The 19,084-nt window shown below is 69.0% G+C and carries 16 protein-coding genes; 7 read left to right on the top strand and 9 right to left on the bottom strand.

The features are described from left to right. Positions 1-7: 7 nt before the first annotated feature. Positions 8-1,258 carry an aspartate aminotransferase family protein gene (locus tag L324_RS12970; RefSeq protein ID WP_037306732.1) on the top strand — a complete coding sequence of 417 codons (1,251 nt, stop codon included), beginning with the start codon at positions 8-10 and terminating at the stop codon, positions 1,256-1,258. Further along, the gene (locus tag L324_RS12965) at positions 1,258-1,755 is read left to right on the top strand and encodes a DUF3830 family protein (RefSeq protein ID WP_007033814.1); all 498 of its coding nucleotides are present in this window, start codon (positions 1,258-1,260) and stop codon (positions 1,753-1,755) included. The genes L324_RS12970 and L324_RS12965 overlap by 1 nt, the downstream gene beginning before the upstream one ends. 60 nt (positions 1,756-1,815) lie before the next feature. Here L324_RS12965 and L324_RS12960 read toward each other — a convergent pair whose 3' ends face one another. Continuing rightward, positions 1,816-2,802, bottom strand: coding sequence for a hypothetical protein (locus L324_RS12960; RefSeq protein ID WP_037306730.1), 987 nt, complete (start codon positions 2,800-2,802; stop codon positions 1,816-1,818). Positions 2,803-2,951: 149 nt separating this feature from the next. On the opposite strand from L324_RS12960, the gene L324_RS12955 reads away from it, so the two are divergent. Further along, the gene (locus L324_RS12955) at positions 2,952-5,939 is read left to right on the top strand and encodes an AfsR/SARP family transcriptional regulator (RefSeq protein ID WP_235783509.1); all 2,988 of its coding nucleotides are present in this window, start codon (positions 2,952-2,954) and stop codon (positions 5,937-5,939) included. Here the strand turns inward: L324_RS12955 and L324_RS12950 are convergent. Next, a complete protein-coding gene (locus tag L324_RS12950; RefSeq protein ID WP_037306727.1) occupies positions 5,923-6,714 on the bottom strand; it encodes a Calx-beta domain-containing protein in 792 nt (263 codons plus the stop codon). The two genes, L324_RS12955 and L324_RS12950, sit on opposite strands and share 17 nt — an antisense overlap. A gap of 189 nt (positions 6,715-6,903) precedes the next feature. On the opposite strand from L324_RS12950, the gene L324_RS12945 reads away from it, so the two are divergent. Both L324_RS12945 and L324_RS12940 read left to right on the top strand, forming a co-directional pair. Next, positions 6,904-8,286, top strand: coding sequence for an FAD-binding oxidoreductase (locus L324_RS12945; RefSeq protein WP_037306725.1), 1,383 nt, complete (start codon positions 6,904-6,906; stop codon positions 8,284-8,286). A 12-nt stretch (positions 8,287-8,298) separates the two neighbouring features. Continuing rightward, complete coding sequence (locus L324_RS12940; protein ID WP_037306723.1) at positions 8,299-9,852, top strand: acetolactate synthase large subunit; 1,554 nt, start codon at positions 8,299-8,301, stop codon at positions 9,850-9,852. A gap of 81 nt (positions 9,853-9,933) precedes the next feature. On the opposite strand, the gene L324_RS12935 is transcribed toward L324_RS12940, so the two are convergent. After that, positions 9,934-11,367 (bottom strand): MFS transporter, encoded by a 1,434-nt coding sequence (locus L324_RS12935; protein WP_081736309.1) that lies wholly within the window; start codon positions 11,365-11,367, stop codon positions 9,934-9,936. A 52-nt stretch (positions 11,368-11,419) separates the two neighbouring features. Then, positions 11,420-11,716 (bottom strand): DUF3761 domain-containing protein, encoded by a 297-nt coding sequence (locus L324_RS41580; protein ID WP_328286150.1) that lies wholly within the window; start codon positions 11,714-11,716, stop codon positions 11,420-11,422. Between L324_RS41580 and L324_RS44010 the strand changes: the two genes are divergently transcribed. Continuing rightward, on the top strand, positions 11,661-11,912 hold the full coding sequence (locus L324_RS44010; protein WP_037306718.1) for a hypothetical protein: 252 nt from the start codon (positions 11,661-11,663) through the stop codon (positions 11,910-11,912). The genes L324_RS41580 and L324_RS44010 overlap by 56 nt on opposite strands. A 38-nt stretch (positions 11,913-11,950) precedes the next feature. On the opposite strand, the gene L324_RS12925 is transcribed toward L324_RS44010, so the two are convergent. The 5 genes from L324_RS12925 to L324_RS12905 form a co-directional block, all read right to left on the bottom strand. After that, positions 11,951-12,703: an SDR family NAD(P)-dependent oxidoreductase gene (locus tag L324_RS12925; protein ID WP_037306716.1), complete on the bottom strand. Its 753-nt coding sequence runs from the start codon at positions 12,701-12,703 to the stop codon at positions 11,951-11,953. A 9-nt stretch (positions 12,704-12,712) separates the two neighbouring features. Continuing rightward, entirely contained in the window at positions 12,713-13,606 is an 894-nt protein-coding gene (locus tag L324_RS12920; protein WP_173426370.1) for an SRPBCC family protein, read from the bottom strand. Further along, entirely contained in the window at positions 13,593-14,150 is a 558-nt protein-coding gene (locus L324_RS12915) for a helix-turn-helix domain-containing protein (RefSeq protein ID WP_037306714.1), read from the bottom strand. The genes L324_RS12920 and L324_RS12915 overlap by 14 nt, the downstream gene beginning before the upstream one ends. Positions 14,151-14,302: 152 nt before the next feature. Beyond that, entirely contained in the window at positions 14,303-16,474 is a 2,172-nt protein-coding gene (locus L324_RS12910) for a 3-hydroxyacyl-CoA dehydrogenase NAD-binding domain-containing protein (protein WP_037306712.1), read from the bottom strand. 10 nt (positions 16,475-16,484) lie between these two features. Then, positions 16,485-17,696: an acetyl-CoA C-acetyltransferase gene (locus L324_RS12905; RefSeq protein ID WP_037306710.1), complete on the bottom strand. Its 1,212-nt coding sequence runs from the start codon at positions 17,694-17,696 to the stop codon at positions 16,485-16,487. A gap of 157 nt (positions 17,697-17,853) precedes the next feature. On the opposite strand from L324_RS12905, the gene L324_RS12900 reads away from it, so the two are divergent. Then, entirely contained in the window at positions 17,854-19,038 is a 1,185-nt protein-coding gene (locus L324_RS12900; RefSeq protein ID WP_037306708.1) for a TetR/AcrR family transcriptional regulator, read from the top strand. Positions 19,039-19,084: the final 46 nt, after the last annotated feature.

The following is a 19,084-nucleotide window of genomic DNA, read 5'->3' as shown; positions in this document are numbered from 1 at the left end:
GCAGCCCATGGCCCAGCTATCACCGCTGCTCAAGCAGGCAACGCCGGTCGTGGTCGACCACGGTGAAGGGGTGTACCTCTACGACACCGATGGCAAACGTCACCTGGATTTCACCGCCGGTATCGGCGTGACCAGCACCGGCCACTGCCACCCGCATGTGGTGAGCGCCGCGCGGGAACAGATCGGCAAGCTCATCCACGGTCAGTACACGACGGTCATGCACAAGCCGATGCTGGACCTGACCGAGAAGCTGGGCAGCGTCCTGCCGCAGGGCTTGAATTCACTCTTCTACGCCAACTCGGGCAGCGAGGCTGTCGAGGCGGCGCTCCGGCTGTCGCGCCAGGCGACGAAGCGTCCCAACGTCATCGTCTTCCAGGGCGGGTTCCACGGCCGGACGGTCGCGGCGGCGACCATGACGACCTCGGGGACCCGGTTCAGCGCCGGGATCTCGCCGCTCATGTCCGGCGTGCACGTCGCGCCCTTCCCCTACGCCTTCCACTACGGCTGGGACGAGGAGACCGCGACGAAGTTCGCCCTGCGCGAGCTCGACTACCTGTTCGCGACGGTCTGCGCGCCGAACGAGACGGCCGCGTTCTTCATCGAGCCGGTGCTCGGCGAGGGCGGATACGTCCCGGCGAACACGGAGTTCCTGGCGGGCTTGCGGGAACGTGCCGACAAACACGGCATCCTGCTGGTGATGGACGAGATCCAGACCGGCTTCGGCCGGACGGGCAAGTTCTGGGGTCACGACCACTTCGGGGTGCGCCCGGACATCGTGCTCATCGCGAAGGGACTCGCGAGTGGGTTCCCGATCTCGGGCATCGCCGCGTCGGAGGAGTTGATGGCGAAGGCGCTCCCCGGTTCGCAGGGCGGAACCTACGGCGGCAACGCGGTGGCCTGCGCGGCGGCGATCGCCACGCTCGAGGTGATCCAGCGGGAGGGGCTGGTCGAGAACGCCGCCGAACGCGGACGGCAACTGCTCGAAGGGGTGCGGGTGATCGCGGACAAGTCGCCGTCGATCGGCGACGTCCGGGGGCTGGGGCTGCTGGTCGGTTCCGAATTCACCACCCCGGACGGCGAACCGGACACCGCGAAGGCCCAGGCGGCGCAGAAAGCCGCGTCCGCCAACGGGTTGCTGCTGCTGACCTGCGGGGCGTACATGAACGTCGTCCGGATGGTCCCGCCACTGGTCGTCAACGCCGAACAGGTGGACGACGCCCTGCGGATCTGGGGCGACGTCGTGGCGGGGGTCGAGTGATGGCCCGCTACATCACGATCACCCTCGACAAGCGCGGGGTGTCCTGCCGGGCCCGGCTGCTCGACGCCGAGGCCCCGCGGACCTGCCGCGCGGTCTGGGACGCGTTGCCGCAGAGCGGTTCCGCCTACCACGCGAAGTACGCCAGGAACGAGGTCTACACCCTCGTGCCGCCCTTCGCCGAGCCGAAGCCCGGTCGCGAAAACCCCACGGTGACCCCGATCCCGGGTGATGTCGTGTACTTCGGCTTCGAGGCGTGGGAGATCGGCAACCCGGCCTACGGCTACGACGAGGGCAGTGAGGCCCACAGCGACCAGGGTGCGACCGACCTCGCGATCTTCTACGGCCGCAACAATCTGCTGATCAACGGGGACGCGGGCTGGGTGCCCGGCAACGTGTTCGCGACCATCGAGGAGGGGCTGGCCGAAATGGCGGAGGCCGCGCAGGATCTCTGGCTGCGCGGAGTCGAGGGCGAGACGCTTTCCTTCGCACGTGCGTGAAACCCGTGGGCGGTAAGGGATTCTCCCCTCACCGCCCACGGGCCGGCACCCCTCCCTGGCTTACTGCCGTTCGCCGTCGAGCCGGTATTCGACGCCGCCGACCTCTGCGCCGCGCTGGTCGACCTGGGTCACGTGGACGGTGTACTGCCCGCCCTCCGCTTCGGCTCCGGCGGTGAAGCTCAGCCTGGCGTCCACCTGTTCGCCCGCCTTGAACGTCAGTCCGCCGATCCGGGCCCGCTGCGGGTTCACGATGGCCAGCTCGGTCTCGCCGACCCGTTCGATGCCCTCACCCTTCGCGCCGCCGGCCCGCCAGCGTGCCGCGAGATCGGGACCGAGGTCGATGGTGATCCGCCCGGGGCCGGTGAACGGCCTGCCCGGCTGGGTGAAGACGAGGTCGCCGACCGTGGTGGGGTCGGGACCGTCCCAGCCGAACACGATCGGCCTGAGCTGTGGGATCTTGATCTTGAACGGGATCACGTTCACGTTGTGCCAGGCGATGTTGTTGTTGTTCCGCGTGTTCGCGGACGTGCTCGGGCCCTCGGTCGGCAGATCGGTCGGCGAAAGCCACCGGGCCAGCAGGCAGAAGTGCGAGCCGAACGGCACCTTCCACGGGATGACGACCCGTTTGACGCCGTAGGGCACGCTCACGTCGGTGGCCGAACCGATGTAGTTCCACTGGCTCGGCCATTGCGCCACGGTGCCTTGTTTCGTGTAGTAGAGCTGCAGCGTGCCCTTCTCGAGCGCGTCCCCGTACGGACCGGGGTTGTTCAGGAAAACGTTGATGTAGGCGGTGCTCCCCTGGACGACCGGCTGGTCGGCGGGGCATACGGGTCCCGGCGAGTTGCACACCCGGATGTCGGGGCTGGAGTAGAGCGAACCGGACGAGGGCTCGAACCCCACGTCGGACGTGTTGTCCCGGATGAAGACGTCGGCGCGGCCTTCCGGTGCGGCCTGCACGGCCGGTGCGACACCCGCGAACAGTGTCGCGACCGCCAAGACGGCCGAGGCGAGCAGCGTCCGGCGGCGCCGCGGATTCCTGCGGATCATGGTCCCTCCTTGGGCGGAACATTCGATCCACCGACCGTCGGCCAAGCCGGTTGTGGCGGGGTTGTCGAGATCGTGTGCCCTAATCGGCCGATTTGGGTGGGTCTTCACCCGGATACGCTCACCGGGGTCACCAGCCGGAGGGAGCGGGGGTGCCCGGGCCAGGGGAACTACGGGTGCTGGGCCCGGTCGAAGCGATCGGCCCCACCGGGCGGGCGGAGCTCCACGGCGCCCGCCAACGAGCCGTGCTCGGCGTCCTCGCCCTGCACGCGGGCACGGTCGTGCCGATCCCGCGGCTGGTCGACGTCCTCTGGGGCGAGGACCCGCCCCGCACCGCGGTGAAGACCCTGCACAGCCACGTCGCGAGGATCCGGCAGGCGCTGGAGGACTGCGGATTCCCGCCGGTACTGCTGACCCGTAAACCCGGGTATGTCCTCACGGTCGCGCCGTCCTCAGTCGACGCTCTCCGTTTCGAGGAAACACTTCGTGCCGCCAAGGGGAACACGCCCGGCCAGGCGGTGACGGCGTTGCGCGAGGCGCTGCGGCTCTGGCGCGGCGAAGCGTTCGCGGACGCCGAACTGGACGGCTGGGGGCTCCGGGAGGTCGAACGCCTCCAGGAACTGTGGCTGTCCGCCTGGGAAGAACTCCTGCACGCGGAACTCCGGCTCGGCGACCACGAAGAGGTCGTCCGGGAACTGCCGCGGCTGCGGGCCGGGCATCCGTACCGCGAGCGGCTCGCCGCGCTGCAGATGCTCGCCCTGCATCGCTGCGGCAGGCACGCCGAAGCACTGGAAACCTTCCAGGCCGTGCGCCGGGGACTGGCCGAGGAGTTCGGCGCCGATCCGGGCCCGGAACTGGTCGAACTGCATACGGCGATCCTGCGCCGCGCACCCGAACTCGACGCGCCCGCCCGCGGCACAGCACCCGCCCAGCTCCCCGCCCGCGTCGGGCATTTCACCGGACGCCAACAGGAACTCGCTTCGCTGGACCGGCTCCTCGACGAACCCGAGCCACCGGTCGTGGTCATCTCCGGCGCGGCCGGGATGGGCAAATCCGCGCTCGCCGTGCAGTGGGCGCACCGTATCGCGGACCGCTTCCCCGACGGCCAGCTCTTCCTCGATCTCGCCGGGCACGACCCGCGCGAGGCCGTGTCCCCCGGCGACGCGCTCGCGCATCTGTCGCGTGGACTCGGCCTCCCCGACGACCGTTTGCCCGACGCGACGGCCGAACGCGCCGCGCTCTACCGCTCGCTGCTGCACGGCAGGCGCTGCGTGATCGTCGCCGACAACGCGGGCGGCGTCGACCAGATCCTGCCTCTCGTCCCCGGAACGGCGAAGGCGATGCTGATCGTGACCAGCAGGCAGACCCTCGCCGCACTCGGCAGCAGGCACGCCGTCCACGTGCTCGCCCTCGACGCGCTGGCCGACCCGGAATCGATGACCCTGCTCACCCGGGTACTGGGTGCCGATCGAGTCGCCCGCGAACCCGGGCAGGCGGCGCGCCTGGCCAGGCTGTGCGACGGGATGCCGCTGGCACTGCGGATCGCGGCCGCGCGCCTGACCGGCGAGCCGGACCGCCCGATCGCGGAGCTCACCCACGAGCTGACCGCCGCCGGCCGCTTGGAATCCCTTGCCGTGCAAGGAGATTCCCGGACGGTCAAAACCGTCCTCGCGAGCGCGTACCTGCCGTTGGACCACGCTTCGGCGCGGTTGTTCCGGCTCGCCGGGTCGACTCCGGGGACGTCGTTCGGTTCGGCGCTCGGAGCCGCGCTGTGCGGGGTGTCCGCCGAAGTGGGCCGGACCGCGTGTGCCGCGTTGTCCGCCGCGCACCTGATCACCCCGGCCGGTCCGGACCGCTACCGCTTCCACGATCTGATCCGCGAATTCGCCGTCGCGTGCGCTCGCGCCGACGAAACGACGTCGAGCCGTGCCGAAGCGGCGGACCGGCTGATCGACTGGTATCTGCACGTCGCCGCCGAGGCGAACCGGATCATCGACCCGAACCGCGATCTGGTCACCCCGGCACTGCGCCATCCCGCGCCCGAGCGGCCGTTCCCGGCGGAAAGGCTTGCGGCACTGGCGTTCCTGGGTGCCGAACGCGCGAATCTGCTGCCCGTGGTGCGCTTCGCGCGCGAACACGGCCGCAACACCGCCGCCTGGCAGCTCACCTACCTGCTCACCAGTTTCTACGACACCACGGGCGGCTGGAACGAGCGCGTCGGCCTCTGCCGCGAGGGCGCCGCGGCGGCCGCCGAACTCGCCGATCCCTTGGCGGAGGCGGAAATGCTGCGCGCGCTGGGCGCGGCCTACTTCATGACCCGCAGGCTGACGGACGCGCTCGAAACCAACGCCCGCGCTCTGAAGGCCGCCCGCGCGGCGGGTGACCTCGAAGGCGAAGGGCATATCCACAACAACACCGCGAACGCCTACGCCGCGCTGCGCCGGTTCGACGAGGCCATCACCGCGTACCGGCTCGCGGTGGAGCGGTGCACCGAGGCGGGCAACCGGCTCGGGCGCGCGCTGTCGCAGCGCAACCTCGGCCACGCCTACATCCGTCGCGGCCAGGCGATCGACGGCCTCACCCCGCTGGCGGCCGCGCTGGAGACGTTCCGCGAACTCGGCAACGCCCGGCTGGAGGCCGCCACCCTGGACACGCTCGGCGAGGCCTACGAGGAACTCGGTGATCACGAGGTCGCGCTGGAGCATCTCGGCAAGGCACTGGCCGCGTCCCGGGCGATCGGAGACCGGTGGCAGGAATGGGAATCGCTGCTGCACGCCGGCCAGGTCCACCTTGCCCGCCGCGACTTCCGGGCCGCGCGGGACGATTTCGACCAGGCCTTGGTGATCAGCCGGGACGTCGGTAACCGGCACAGTGAGGCGGCCGCGCTCGACCGGCTCGGCCGCGCCCACCTCGGGCTCGGTGATCTGGCCGCGGCACGGGAGAACCTCGAACGCGGCCTCGCGGTCCGGGCCGGGGTTCCCGATCCGTACGAGGAGGCCCACCTGCGCCGCGACCTTGGTGATCTCGAGGCACGATGCGGCGACACGGCCGCCGCGGCCACCCATTGGGCTCGAGCGATCGAGCTGTACCGGCGGGCGAACGCGACGGCCGACGCCGATCTGGTCACCGGCCGGGGCTGATCACCACCGTCGAGGTCGCGTACACGAGCTTGCCGTCCGACGGCTCGAAGAACTCGACCCGCGCCTTTCCGGCCTGATCCGGCAAGACCGTGAACTCGGCGTATCCCCTCGTCTGCCCGGGCTGGAAGACCACGACACCGTCCTTCACCGGTATATGCCCGGAACCTTCGGTGCGATAGCGGACCGTGAGCGGTCCCGCCGTCCATGGCCGGGAAAGCACGAGCGGCACCTTGCAGCCGCCGCCCTGTGCGAAGGCGGGCGGAATCGACCAGCAGATCTCGCCTTCCTGGGTGGCGGCCAGCGGCGCGGTTTTGACCACGTCGTCGTCGGCCACCCAGGCGACGCCGACGCTATGGCCGATCCGCAGGCCCTTCGCATCGGACAGGCGGAGGGAGAACATCTCGTCGTTCTCCGCGAGGGAATCGGCGCGGACCTTGACCACGACGGTCTGCGTATCCGCCCTCCCGGACCAGGTCAGCGTGCCCGCACGCGGCAGGTAGTCGACGCTCTCCTTCGCGACGAACGCCGGATCGACCGGCGAGCCGTTGCCTTCGATCGTCCGGAATTCGACCGAACCTTGCGGCGCGCATCCGCCGTCGGCGATCGAGACGGTGAACACGAAGGTGGTGTATCCGGCGCTCGTCCCCTCGACCTGGCTGACGCCGCTGACGTTCACCACGGGCGCCGTACAGCCCGCCTGCCCGCTCGCGGCCACCGGTACCGCGAGCCCGAACAGGACCGCGAGCGCCGCTCCCAGCGTCGCGATCCGTCTCATTCTTGGTCCCATCGAGCGTCCACCCCTTCCGGCGGGCCGCCGCGGCCCGCTGCGACATGGGTAACCGAGTGAGGTTGTCGCGAGGTTGTGACCACCGGACGGCAAACATGAAAAGGATTCATAGCCGTCGCCGCCCACTACGTACTACGCTTCGGTAACCAGGCAATGAAGCGCGAGGAAGGGCAGCCGATGGGCGATGTTGCGGCACGGTTCGCCGAGATCGTCGGGGACACGAATCTGCTGGCCGGTGAGGCGATCCCCGAGGACTACGCACACGACGAGGCGTTGACGGCCGCCCCGCAGCAGCCCGCCTACCTGGCGAAACCGGGAAGCGCCGAAGAAGTCGCCGAGCTGCTCAAGGCGGCTGGCGAATCCGGCGTGCCGGTCACCGCGAGAGGGTCGGGCACGGGACTCTCCGGCGGCGCGCGGCCGAGCGCGGACGGCATGGTGATCTCCTTCGAGCGGATGAACACGATCCTGGAGATCGACGCCGAGAACCACGTCGCCGTCGTCCAGCCCGGCGTCACACTGTCCGAATTGGACGAAAAGGCCGCGAAGGCCGGACTCGGCTACACCGTCCATCCCGGCGAACTGAGCGCGAGTGTCGGCGGCAACGTCGGGACGAACGCGGGCGGGATGCGCGCGGTCAAATACGGCGTCACGCGGCACAACGTCGTGGGGTTGCAGGCGGTGCTGCCCACCGGCGAGATCATCCGGACCGGCGGCAAGACCTCGAAGGTGTCGACCGGGTACGACCTGACGCAGCTGATCATCGGTTCCGAAGGCACGCTCGCGATCGCGACCGAGATCATCGTGAAGCTGTACCCGCGCCTGCCGCACGGCGCCACGGTGCTCGCCCCGTTCGAGACCTTCGACGAGGTGATGACCGTCGTCCCGAAGATCATCTCCACCGGGCTCGCGCCGCATATCCTCGAATACATCGACAACCTGACCCTCGCCGCGATCAGCTACAACGAGAAGCTCAGCCTCGGCGTCCCGGACGGGATCCGCGACTCGGCGCAGGCCTATCTGGTGGTGGCACTGGAAAACCGCGACAACGACCGGCTGCACGCCGACATCGAGGAACTCGGCGGACTGCTGGGCGATGTCGGCGCGATGGACGTCTACGTGCTGGAGGGCGGTTCGGCGCGCAAGCTCATCGAAGCCCGTGAAAAGGCCTTCTGGACGGCCAAGGCGGCGGGCGCCGACGACGTCATCGACGTGGTCGTCCCGCGGTCCGCGATGCCGGAATTCCTGCGCCGGACCAGGGAAATGGCGTTGTCACGCGAGGCGGGCGCACTCGGCTGCGGGCACGCGGGCGACGGGAACGTCCACCTCGCCATCTTCTGCAAGGACGCGGAGAAGCGAAAGAAACTGCTGAGCGACATCTTCGCGCTCGGGATGGAACTCGGCGGCGCGATCTCCGGCGAGCACGGCCTGGGGCAGGTCAAGTCCGCGTATTTCCTCGATCTGGAGGACCCGGCGAAGATCGCGCTGATGCGCCGGATCAAGGAGAGCTTCGACCCGGCCGGGATCCTCAACCCCGGCGTTCTTTTCCGTGAGAGGGCTTGAAAAGTGAGTGAGATGAACGGCGCCCAGTCCCTGATCCGCACGCTCGTCGACGCCGGCGTCGACGTGTGCTTTTCCAATCCCGGCACCTCGGAAATGCACTTCGTCGCCGCACTCGACACCGTGCCCGAGATGCGCGGGGTGCTCGGCCTGTTCGAAGGCGTCGTCACCGGCGCCGCGGACGGGTACGCGCGGATCGCCGGCAAACCGGCGGCCACGCTGCTGCACCTCGGCCCGGGTCTCGGGAACGGGCTGGCGAACCTGCACAACGCGCGCCGGGCGCACACCCCGATCGTCAATGTGATCGGCGATCACGCGACCTACCACAAGCAGTACGACGCCCCGCTCGAATCGGACATCGAGGCCGTGGCCGGTTCACTCGACGGCTGGATCCGCCGCTCCGAGCACACGAAGGACGTCGGAGCCGACGCGGCCGCGGCGGTGGCCGCGTCGCAGGACGCCCCCGGACAGGTGGCGACCCTGATCCTCCCGGCCGACGCGTCCTGGGGCGAGGGCGGCGAGACCTGCGCGCCCATCCCGCCGCGGATCCCGCAGGCCGTCGACGCGACGACGGTGAAGAACATCGCCGAGGTGCTGGCCAGTGGCGAACCGGTCGCGCTGCTCGTCGGCGGCAGCGGCTGCCGCGAGGCCGGGTTGCGCGCGACCAGCCGGATCGCCGCCGCGACCGGGGTGAAGGCGTTCGTCGAAACGTTCCCCGCACGACTGGAGCGCGGTGAAGGCCTGCCGACGATCGAGCGGCTGGGCTACCTTGCCGAGCAGGTCGCCTACCAGCTTGACGGGATCAAGCACCTGATCGTCGCGGGGACGAAGGCGCCCGTGTCGTTCTTCGCGTACCCGGGCAAGGCGAGCAACCTGGTTCCCGAAGGCGCGAAGGTTCACGTGCTGGCCGATGTCGGGCAAGACGTCCCTCGTGCCCTGAACGACGTCGCGGAGCTGGTCGCGGCCGAGACGGAGCCGGTGCTTCAGGAGGCCTCGCGACCCGCGCTGCCGTCCGGACCGCTGACGCCGCAGAACTGGGTCGAGGTGATCGGCGCGCTGCTGCCGGAACGCGCGATCATCGCGGACGAGGCGAACACCTCCGGTCTGCTGCTGCCCGCCGCGACCGCGGGTGCGCCGCGACACGACGTGCTGACCCTGACCGGCGGCGCGATCGGCTACGGCATGCCCGTCGCGACCGGGGCGGCCGTCGCCGCGCCGGACCGGCCGGTGATCAACCTGCAGTCCGACGGCAGCGCGCTGTACACGATTTCGGCGTTGTGGACGCAGGCTCGGGAGAACCTCGATGTCACCACGGTCCTGCTGAACAACCGCGCGTACGCGATCCTGCGGCTGGAGCTGCAGCGCGTCGGCGCGGACGCCAGCGGTCCCAAGGCGAACGAACTGCTCGACCTTTCGCGGCCGGACATGGACTTCGTCAAGATCGCCGAGGGGATGGGCGTTCCGGCGACCCGGGCGACGACCGCGGAGGAACTCGCCGAGCAGTTCCAGCGTGCGCTCGCCGAACCGGGACCGCATCTGATCGACGCGATCATCCCGCCGCTGTTCTGAGCGGAGCGCCGGGTAGCGCGCCAGGAAAGGTCCTTTCCTAGCAAATTTTGCTAGGAAAGGACCTTTCCTGGCGCGCGGGGGTTAGTGGGCCGAAGCGACCAGGGGTTCGGGTTGGCGCTGTTTCGGGACGAAAGCGGTCAAGACGAGACCGAGGAGCGCCGCGCCGGCGGCGACCACGAAGCTCAGCCGGAATCCGGTCGCGGACGGGACGGAGACCCCGCCGACGGTGATCGCCAGTGAGGCGAGCATGGTCGCCATCACCGCACTGGACGTCGACGTGCCGACGGACCGCATCAGCGAGTTCAGCCCGTTCGCGGACGCGGTTTCGGTGACCGGCACCGAGCCCATGATCAGCGCGGGCATGGCCGCGTAGGCGATGCCGACCCCACCGCCGATGATGATCGACGCCACGATCAGCTCGAAGGCGTTGTCCATCAGCACCGTCGCGAAGAGGTACCCGGCCGCGATGGTGGCCGCCCCGGTCATCAGCGTCGTACGCGGGCCGTAGCGCTCGATGAGCCGCGCCGAAACCGGCGACAACATGAACATGACCACGCCGTTCGGCGCCAGGCAGAGCCCGGCCTGCACCATCGTCAGTCCGAGTCCGTACCCGGTCGAGGCCGGAGCCTGCAGCAGCTGCGGGAACGACAACGCCAGCGAGTACAGCGCGAACCCGATCATGATCGACGCGAGGTTGGTGAACAGCACCGGCCGCCGTGCGGAGACCCGCAGGTCCACCAGCGGATCGCGGCGCCGGAGCTGGTAGAGGCCCCAGACCAGCAGGATCGCCACCGCGACACCGGCGAAGCCGAGCGTGCGGACGCTTCCCCAGCCCCATTCGCTGCCCTTGACGATCGGCAACAGCAGGCAGACCAGCCCGGCCGTCAACCCGAGTGCGCCGAGGTAGTCGAACGGCGCGGGTGTCTTCAGCGGCGACTCCGGGATCACGAACAGGATCAGCAGGCCGCAGACCAGCCCGAGCCCCGCCGACGCCCAGAAGAGGACGTGCCAGTCGGCGTTCTGCGCGACCAGCGCCGACACCGGGAGTCCGATCGCCCCGCCGACGCCGAGCGTCGAACTCATCACGGAGATCGCGGCACCGACACGTTCGGGCGCGAGTTCGTCGCGCATGATGCTGATGCCGAGCGGGATCGCGCCCATCGCGCAGCCCTGCAGCCCGCGGCCGACGACCATCAGCGCGAGCGAACTGGTCAGCGCGGACACCACCGAACCGGCGACCAGGAAACCCAGGCTGATCAACAACAACCGGCGCTTGCCGTAGAGATCGCCGAGCCTGCCGCTCACCGGCATCACCACGGCTCCGGCGATGAGGGTCGCCGTCACCACCCACGACGCGTCAGCCGGAGTCGTGTCGAGCAACCGGGGAAACGCCGGGATGAGCGGGACGACGAGCGTCTGCATGAACGAGGCCACCAGACCGCAGGTGGCGAGCACGACGACGAAGAGCCGGGGCGAAGGTGCCCGGCCTGCCGGATTCACCATGCGCCATCCCATGATCCGACCTTACACAGCACCTCCCTCCCTCGTGAACCTCTGACCGACGGGATCACAGCCAGGTGCGGACCCCACCATGACCCGAGCAGGTGCCCCGGCGATTCTGGCTGTAGCTATAGGAACCGTCCTTGCAAAGAGCGGTCGCGCCGTCGGGCGCGCCCGGGCCGGTCGCCGGCCGGTGGACACAAACGCCGTCGGTATTGCGGTAATAGTCGCTTCCGCACTCCGTCAGGTCCGGCGCCTTCGCCGTGGGCGTCGTCTTCGGACGCGTCGTCGGCAGCGGCTGAACCGGTGTGGATACCTCGACCGAGGTCGGGGTGGACTGGACGAGTGGCTCGGGGGTGGGCACCGACGTGGGTGGCGCCGAGCTGCTGGTCGGTGACGGCGACGTCCGGACGGTGCTGCTCGGCGAGCCCACCTTCCCGGTGGGCGCGGTCTCCACGCCACAGCCACCGGCGACGAGAATTCCTATCGCCAGGGCCATGCCCAGCTTCATCGTTCTCTTCGGCAAGACGACCTCCCCGGCACTTGGTAGTGCCGCGTAGTCGGGAGATCGTCAGCCGGTGTTACGGCTGCCAGAGGGTCAGTCGACCATCGTGCCGCAACTGATGTTCAGCGCCGTCGCCGTCATGCTGCGCGCATGATCCGATGCGGCGAACGCGGCGACACGGGCGACGTCGTCCAGTGACGCCGTTCGCTTGAGCATCGTCGACTCGGTCATGTCGCGGATGGCGTCTTCGAGTCCGGCGTCCGCCGGGATCGTCTCCGGGATCCCGCCGGTGCGCAGGGTCACGACCCGGATACCGTGCGGGCCGAGTTCGCACGCCAGCCCCCGGCGCAACGCTTCCATCGCGCTGAACGCGACCTGCAGCCCGCCGAGGTGATACCCCGGCAGCGGATCACCGTCACCGCCGAACATCAGGATCACCCCGGAGCCCTGCCCGATCATGTGCCGGGCGGCCGCCCGCGCGGTCAGGAAGTTCGTCCGCACCGCCGTCCGGACCGGGCTTTCGAAGTCCGCCAACGACATCTCGACCAGCGGAGTGCCCTGGACGTCGTTGTGCGTGATCACGTTCATCGAGACGTCGACACTACCCGCCGAAGAGGCCACCGCGGCGGCATGCTCGTCGATGGCCGTTTCGTCGAGCGCGTCGAACTCCGCCGTCTCCGCTTTCCCGCCCGTGGCACGGATTTCGTCCGCCAGTTCGTCGAGCTTCTTGAGTGTGCGGCCGGTGAGATGGACCGTCGCGCCCTCTCTGGCGAACCCGCGGGCCACCGCGCTCCCGATTCCTCCCGCCGCCCCGTAGATGATCGCGTTCCTGCCTTCGAGCAACATCTGATCCTCCTACTTACCGTCGAGTGCGATGAGACCTTCGGGCATTCCTTCCAGGTGGACTTCGGTCCACAAAGGAACCCAGTCGTCGATCTCGTGGAACCGGCGCAGTTCGGCCACGCCGCTGAGCCAGCCCATCCACGAGCCGTAGGGCGGCTTCTCCTCGGAAAATCCACTTTGGACAAAGGTCAGCTTCGTTCCCCCGCCGGAGTCTTCGAGTTCCCAGGAGGTGACGACACCGTGCTCGTACGCGAGCGACATCCTGGAGCCGGGTATCAGATCGACGATCTTCGCCGGGGCGGGATCCTGCTCCAGCGAACCCATCGCCCACCGGCCGCCGACCTCGACCTCCGCCTCGATCCGGGCGCCGAACCAGCGGGTGAACACGCCGGGGTCGGCGATCGAGGCGTAGACCTCGCCTCGCGGCGCGTCGATCAGTACTTCTTCGCTCATCCGGGGAGAAGTCAGGTCGCAGCGGGCGGTGAGCGAGCGGCCTTCGACGTGGTCGACCAGGTTCGTCACGGACAGCGCCCAGAACGTGTGCATCATCCCGAGCGGCGAATCCGGGTCGGCGAGCAGCGCGTCGAAGTCCGGCAAACCGGTCTGGCTGAACGACAGGGCGGTCGTGTCCCCGTCTTCCGTCAGCGCGATCTCGACGACCGTCTCCTTCCCCTCGACCGTCCAGGCGAACCGCAGGACGTTGTCCTCGGCCAGCAACAGTCGTTGTCGCGGACGATCGCCTTCCGGCGTGTAGCGGCCCCAGAACTCGTACCGGGACGGCAGTTCGACTTCCGCGTACTCGGAAAGCCACGTCCGCAGAGCTTCGGCCTCGGTCAGCGCACGCCAGACCTCGTCGATCGGCGCACGCACGCGCACCCGGAACCTCGTCGGTTCAGTCACGGGCATCTCCCTTCGGGTAACAGGCCACGGCGAGCTTGAAGGCGTCGCCTTCCGCTCCGCCGTAGCGGGTGAACAGGTCCTGCAAAGTCGTCTTCAGTTCGTCGAGGAATTCCTGGCGCCGCTCCGGTTCCACCCGGATCTCGCCGGAGACGCCGATCGACGGCAGTTCCGGCGCGGTCCGGTCGAGCGCGGCGACGTCGGACTGGACCTCCTCCATGAGGTCCACCAGGTAGCCGAGGCTCAACTCGTCCCGCGCCGCCCGTGGGCCGATCCGGCCGACCAGAGCGGGCGACAACCAGTACGAACGCGCTGTCGCCTGGTACACGCCCTCACTGACGGCGCGCACCTTCCGCTCCGACACCTGCTTCACGAGCCCGGCGTCCACCAGGCGTTTCACGTGGTAGTAGACCCGCTGCGGGGTCTGGTCCAGCACTGCGGCGACCTCGGTGCAGGACCGCGGCTCCGCCAGTTGCCGCAGAACGTCCACCCGCTGCGGTTTCAGCAACGCCTCCGCCTGGTCCATCCGCTCCAGGTACTCGACGTCCTTCACGGCACCTCACCCTCGATCACAAAAACAAGTTTGAACGTAAAAATCTCTTTTGTCAATCAGGTCCCTGCTCCCGGACGCACGAAGGCCCCCTTCACCGCGTGAGACGCAGTGAAGGGGGCCTTCACGTACTGGACGGACCCAGATGGGGCCGTTTACTCGTAGATCTCGCCCTTCGCGGCCTTCTCGACCAGCGACGCGGGCGGGGTGAAGTGGTCGCCGTAACGCTCCGCCAGCTGACGCGCGCGGTCGACGAAGCCCTGCAGGCCACCCTCGTACTGGTTGATGTACTGGATGACACCACCGGTCCACGCCGGGAAACCGATGCCGAAGATCGAGCCGATGTTGGCGTCGGCGACGGTGGTGAGCACGCCCTCGTCGAAGCACTTCACGGTCTCGAGCGCCTCGGCGAACAGCATGCGCTCCTTGAGGTCCTCGAACGGGACCTCGGCGCTGCCCGACTTGAACGCCTCGCGCAGACCCGGCCACAGACCGGCCCGCTTGCCGTTCTCGTCGTAGTCGTAGAAGCCCGATCCGGTGGAGCGGCCCTTGCGGTCGAACTCCTCCACCATCCGGTCGATGACGCCCTCGGACGCGTGCGCGTTCCAGGTACCACCGGCCGCCTCGATCGCTTCGCGCGTCTCCTTGCGGATCTTGCGCGGCAGCGTCAGGGTCAGCTCGTCCATCAGCTGCAGCGGCGGGGCCGGGTACCCGGCCTGCGAACCGGCCTGCTCGATCGACGCGGGCTCGACACCCTCGCCCAGCGCGGCGACGGCCTCGTTGATGAAGGTGCCGATGACGCGCGAGGTGAAGAAGCCGCGGCTGTCGTTGACGACGATCGGGGTCTTCTTGATCTGCAGGGTGTAGTCGAAGACCTTCGCCAGCGTGGCGGGCGAGGTCTTCTCACCGCAGATGATCTCGACCAGCGGCATCTTGTCGACCGGCGAGAAGAAGTGGATCCCGATGAAGTCCTCGGTCCGCTGCACGCCCTCGGCCAGCGAGGTGATCGGCAGGGTCGAGGTGTTCGAGCCCAGCACGGCGTCCGGGTTGACGAAACCTTCGATCTCCTGGAAGACCTTGTGCTTCAGCTCGACGCTCTCGAAGACGGCCTCGATCACGAAGTCGACGCCGGCGAAGTCCTCCGCCTTGTCGGTCGGCTTGATCTTGGCGAGCAGCGCGTCGGACTTCTCCTGCGTGGTCTTGCCGCGGGAGAGGGCCTTCTCCTCCAGCTTGACCGCGTAGCCCTTGCCCTTTTCGGCGCCTTCGAGGGTGACGTCCTTGAGCACGACGTCGATACCGGCCTTCGCCGAGACGTACGCGATCGCGGCGCCCATCATGCCCGCGCCGATGACGCCGACCTTCTTGGCCGTGTACTTCTCGAAGCCTTCCGGCCGCGAGCCACCGGAGTTGATGCTCTGCAGGTCGAAGAAGAACGCCTTCGTCATGTTCTTCGACACCTGGCCGGTGGCGAGGTGCACGAAGTAGCGGGTCTCGACGGTGATCGCGGTGTCGAAGTCGACCTGCGCGCCCTCGATCGCCGCGGCCAGGATCGCCCGCGGGGCCGGCATGTTCGCGCCCTTGATCTGCTTGCGCAGGTTCGCCGGGAACGCGGGCAGGTTCGCCGCGAAGCTCGGGTTCGACGGGGTGCCGCCCGGGATCTTGTACCCCTTGACGTCCCACGGCTGCACGCCGCCCTCGGGGTTGGCCTTGATCCACGCCTTCGCGGCCGGGACCAGTTCCTCGACGGTGCCGACGAGCTCGTGCACGAGGCCGAGTTCCTTGGCCTTGGCCGGACGGTGGCGCTGGCCCTGCAGCAGGACGTTCAGCAAGGCGCTCTGGATGCCCAGCAGCCGCACGGTGCGGACGACGCCACCGCCGCCGGGGAGCAGGCCGAGGGTGACCTCGGGGAGGCCGATCTGGCTGCCCTTGACGTCGGCCGCGATGCGGTGGTGCGTCGCGAGCGCGAGTTCGAGCCCGCCGCCGAGCGCGGCGCCGTTGATGGCGGCCACGACCGGCTTGCCCAGCTGCTCGAGCCGGCGCATCTGGCTCTTCATCAGGGCGCTGCCCTCGGTGAGCTCGGCCGCGTTCTCCGGCTTCGCCTTGATCAGGTCGTTGAGGTCGCCACCGGCGAAGAAGGTCTTCTTGGCCGAGGTGAGGACGACACCGGTGATGCTGTCCTTCTCCGCCTCCAGGCGGTCCACGACCACGCCGAGCGACTCACGGAAGTCGGCGTTCATCGTGTTGGCGGACTGCTTCGGGTCGTCCAGGGTGAGCACGACGATGCCGTCGGCGTCCTGCTCCCAGCGGATGGTCTTCGCTTCAGTCATTGTCTCTTCCTCAGACCCGCTCGATGATGGTCGCGACGCCCATGCCGCCGCCGATGCACAGGGTGACCAGGGCGCGGCGCGCCTGACGGCGCTCCAGCTCGTCGACGACGGTGCCGACCAGCATCGCGCCGGTGGCGCCCAGCGGGTGACCCATCGCGATGGCGCCGCCGTTGACGTTGACCTTCTCCTCGTCGAGGTGCAGGTCCTTGATCCACTTGAGGACGACCGAGGCGAAGGCCTCGTTCAGCTCCCACAGGTCGATGTCGTCCGGGGTGAGACCGGCGAGCTTGAGGACCTTCTCGGTGGCCGGGGTCGGGCCGGTGAGCATGATCGTGGGCTCGGAGCCGACGGTCGCGGTCGCCACGATGCGGGCGCGCGGGGTCAGGCCGAAGTCCTTGCCGATCTGCTCGTTGCCGACCAGGACCACCGCGGCGCCGTCGACGATGCCGGAGGAGTTGCCGCCGGTGTGGACGTGGTTGATCTTCTCGACCGAGTGGTACTTCTGCAGCGCGACGGCGTCGAAGCCGCCCAGCTCGCCGATGCCGGCGAAGGCGGGCTTGAGCTTGCCGAGGCCCTCGATGGTGCTACCCGGGCGACGGTGCTCGTCGTGGTCGAGGATCGTGACGCCGTTGATGTCCTTCACCGGGACGACGGACTTCGCGAAGTAGCCGCCGGACCAGGCCGCTTCGGCCTTCTCCTGCGAACGCACGGCCCACGCGTCGACGTCCTCGCGGGAGAAGCCCTCGATGGTCGCGATCAGGTCGGCGCCGGTGCCTTGCGGGACGATGTAGTTGTCGTAGGCGGTGGCCGGGTCCATGAACAGCGCGCCGCCGTCGGAACCCATCGGCACGCGCGACATCGACTCGACACCGCCCGCGATGATCAGCTGGTCCCAGCCGGAGCGGACCTTCTGCGCGGCCGTGTTGGTGGCTTCGAGGCCGGAGGCGCAGAAGCGGTTCAGCTGGACGCCGGCGACCGACTGCGGCAGGCCCGCGTTCAGCGCGGCGGTGCGCGCGATCACGGCGCCCTGCTCGCCGACCGGGGATACGACGCCGAGAACGATGTCGTCGATCACGGCGGGGTCGAGGTTCGGGTGCCGGACCTTCAGTTCCTCGATGAGGCCGACCACGAGATCGACCGGCTTGGTGCCGTGGAGGGCACCGCCCTTGTTCTTGCCGCGAGGCGTACGGATCGCCTCGTAGATGTAGGCCTCGCTACTCACAGAAAAACTCCTCCGCAGTACGGCGCTGTATCAGGGATGGACACAGCCGGGTCGTACCGGCCGGTAGCCATGCTAATGGGGATTAACATAAACCGCGATAACCCCATGGTGTCAATGGGTTGCGATCCACGCAACCGGCGCTATCGTGTGTTCACCTATGGATCACCCGACCGAGCGCCAGGCCCGACCGCGCGACCGCAAGGCCCAGCTGGCCGGCCTCGCCGCGGAGCTGTTCCGCGCCCGCGGGTTCCACGGCGTCGGGATCAACGACATCGCCGCCGCGGCGGGGATCACCGGGCCCGCCCTGTACCGGCATTTCGCGGACAAACAAGCGGTGCTGTCCTATGTCGTGCTCTCGGGCATCGACGAGATGGAGGCGGCGACCACCGAGACCCTCGCCGACCTCGATCGCCCCGTTCCCGCCCAGGTCAAGGCCCTGTTGGACACCCTCGCCGCCCAGGCCGTGGAGCGGCGTGAGGTCGCCGCGCTGTGGCGCTGGGAGGGCAGGCACCTGCCCCGGGAGGGCCGCCGGGAGATCCGCCGCCGCTCGGGCGCGGTACTAGCGGCGTGGTCCAAGGCACTCCTCGCGCTGCGCCCCGAACTGACCCCCGACGACGCCGAGCTGCTGTGCTGGGCGGGCCTGAGCGTCTTCGGCAGCGTGTCGGTCCATCACACGTCCGTGGCGAAGAAACGCTTCGCGCAGATCCTCGTGCAGCTGGCGGAGGCGGTGCTGCATGTCACACTGCCCGAACCCGCCGAACCGCCGGAAGACACGCCGTCGATCGCGCTCGGTGAGCCGTCCCGCCGCGAGCAGCTCCTCGCGGCCGCGACCGAGTTGTTCGGCCAGCGCGGCTTCCGCGCGGTGAGCATGGAGGAGATCGGCGCGGCGGCCGGGATCGCCGGTCCGAGCGTGTACCGGCACTTCCCCAGCAAGGCCGCGCTGATGGTGGCGATCGGGCACCGGGCGGCCGACAGGCTCGCGCTCGCCGCGGAACGCGCCTTGCGGACCGACGACGAACGCGACGCGCTCCGCAGGCTGGCGGCGTCCTATGTGCACACCCTGCTGCACACGCCCGAACTGCTGGTGTCCTTCTCCGGCAGTCCGATGGAGCTGCCGGAACGGGACAAGGCGGATCTGATCAGGGTCCAGCGGGACTACGTCGCGCGCTGGATCGCGCTGACGTCGGAAGTCCGCCCGGAGCTGAGCCTGCGCGAAGTGAAGATCACCGTGCACGCGGCGCTGACCATCGCGAACGACCTCGCGCGCACCCGGCGGGTCAACGGCCGCCCGAACATCGAGGCCGAGCTGACGACGCTGATGCACGCGGTGCTGGGCGTCTGAAAGTCAGCTCTCGGCAAACTCGCGTGTGCCGCAAAGGCGCGAAGGG

This window comes from Amycolatopsis orientalis DSM 40040 = KCTC 9412, assembly GCF_000478275.1.
GTDB lineage: Bacteria > Actinomycetota > Actinomycetes > Mycobacteriales > Pseudonocardiaceae > Amycolatopsis > Amycolatopsis orientalis.
The sequence above is the reverse complement of the archived record's forward strand: the minus strand, read 5'-3'. Positions and strand labels throughout refer to the sequence as shown.

Excerpts from the sequence above, each read along its gene's own strand:
- L324_RS12970 (WP_037306732.1), top strand. The coding sequence starts at position 8 with ATGGCCCAGCTATCACCGCTGCTCAAGCAGGCAACGCCGGTCGTGGTC.
- L324_RS12965 (WP_007033814.1), top strand. The coding sequence starts at position 1,258 with ATGGCCCGCTACATCACGATCACCCTCGACAAGCGCGGGGTGTCCTGC.
- L324_RS12960 (WP_037306730.1), bottom strand. The coding sequence starts at position 2,802 with ATGATCCGCAGGAATCCGCGGCGCCGCCGGACGCTGCTCGCCTCGGCC.
- L324_RS12950 (WP_037306727.1), bottom strand. The coding sequence starts at position 6,714 with ATGAGACGGATCGCGACGCTGGGAGCGGCGCTCGCGGTCCTGTTCGGG.
- L324_RS12945 (WP_037306725.1), top strand. The coding sequence starts at position 6,904 with ATGGGCGATGTTGCGGCACGGTTCGCCGAGATCGTCGGGGACACGAAT.
- L324_RS12940 (WP_037306723.1), top strand. The coding sequence starts at position 8,299 with ATGAACGGCGCCCAGTCCCTGATCCGCACGCTCGTCGACGCCGGCGTC.
- L324_RS12935 (WP_081736309.1), bottom strand. The coding sequence starts at position 11,367 with ATGGGATGGCGCATGGTGAATCCGGCAGGCCGGGCACCTTCGCCCCGG.
- L324_RS12925 (WP_037306716.1), bottom strand. The coding sequence starts at position 12,703 with ATGTTGCTCGAAGGCAGGAACGCGATCATCTACGGGGCGGCGGGAGGA.
- L324_RS12920 (WP_173426370.1), bottom strand. The coding sequence starts at position 13,606 with ATGCCCGTGACTGAACCGACGAGGTTCCGGGTGCGCGTGCGTGCGCCG.
- L324_RS12910 (WP_037306712.1), bottom strand. The coding sequence starts at position 16,474 with ATGACTGAAGCGAAGACCATCCGCTGGGAGCAGGACGCCGACGGCATC.
- L324_RS12900 (WP_037306708.1), top strand. The coding sequence starts at position 17,854 with ATGGATCACCCGACCGAGCGCCAGGCCCGACCGCGCGACCGCAAGGCC.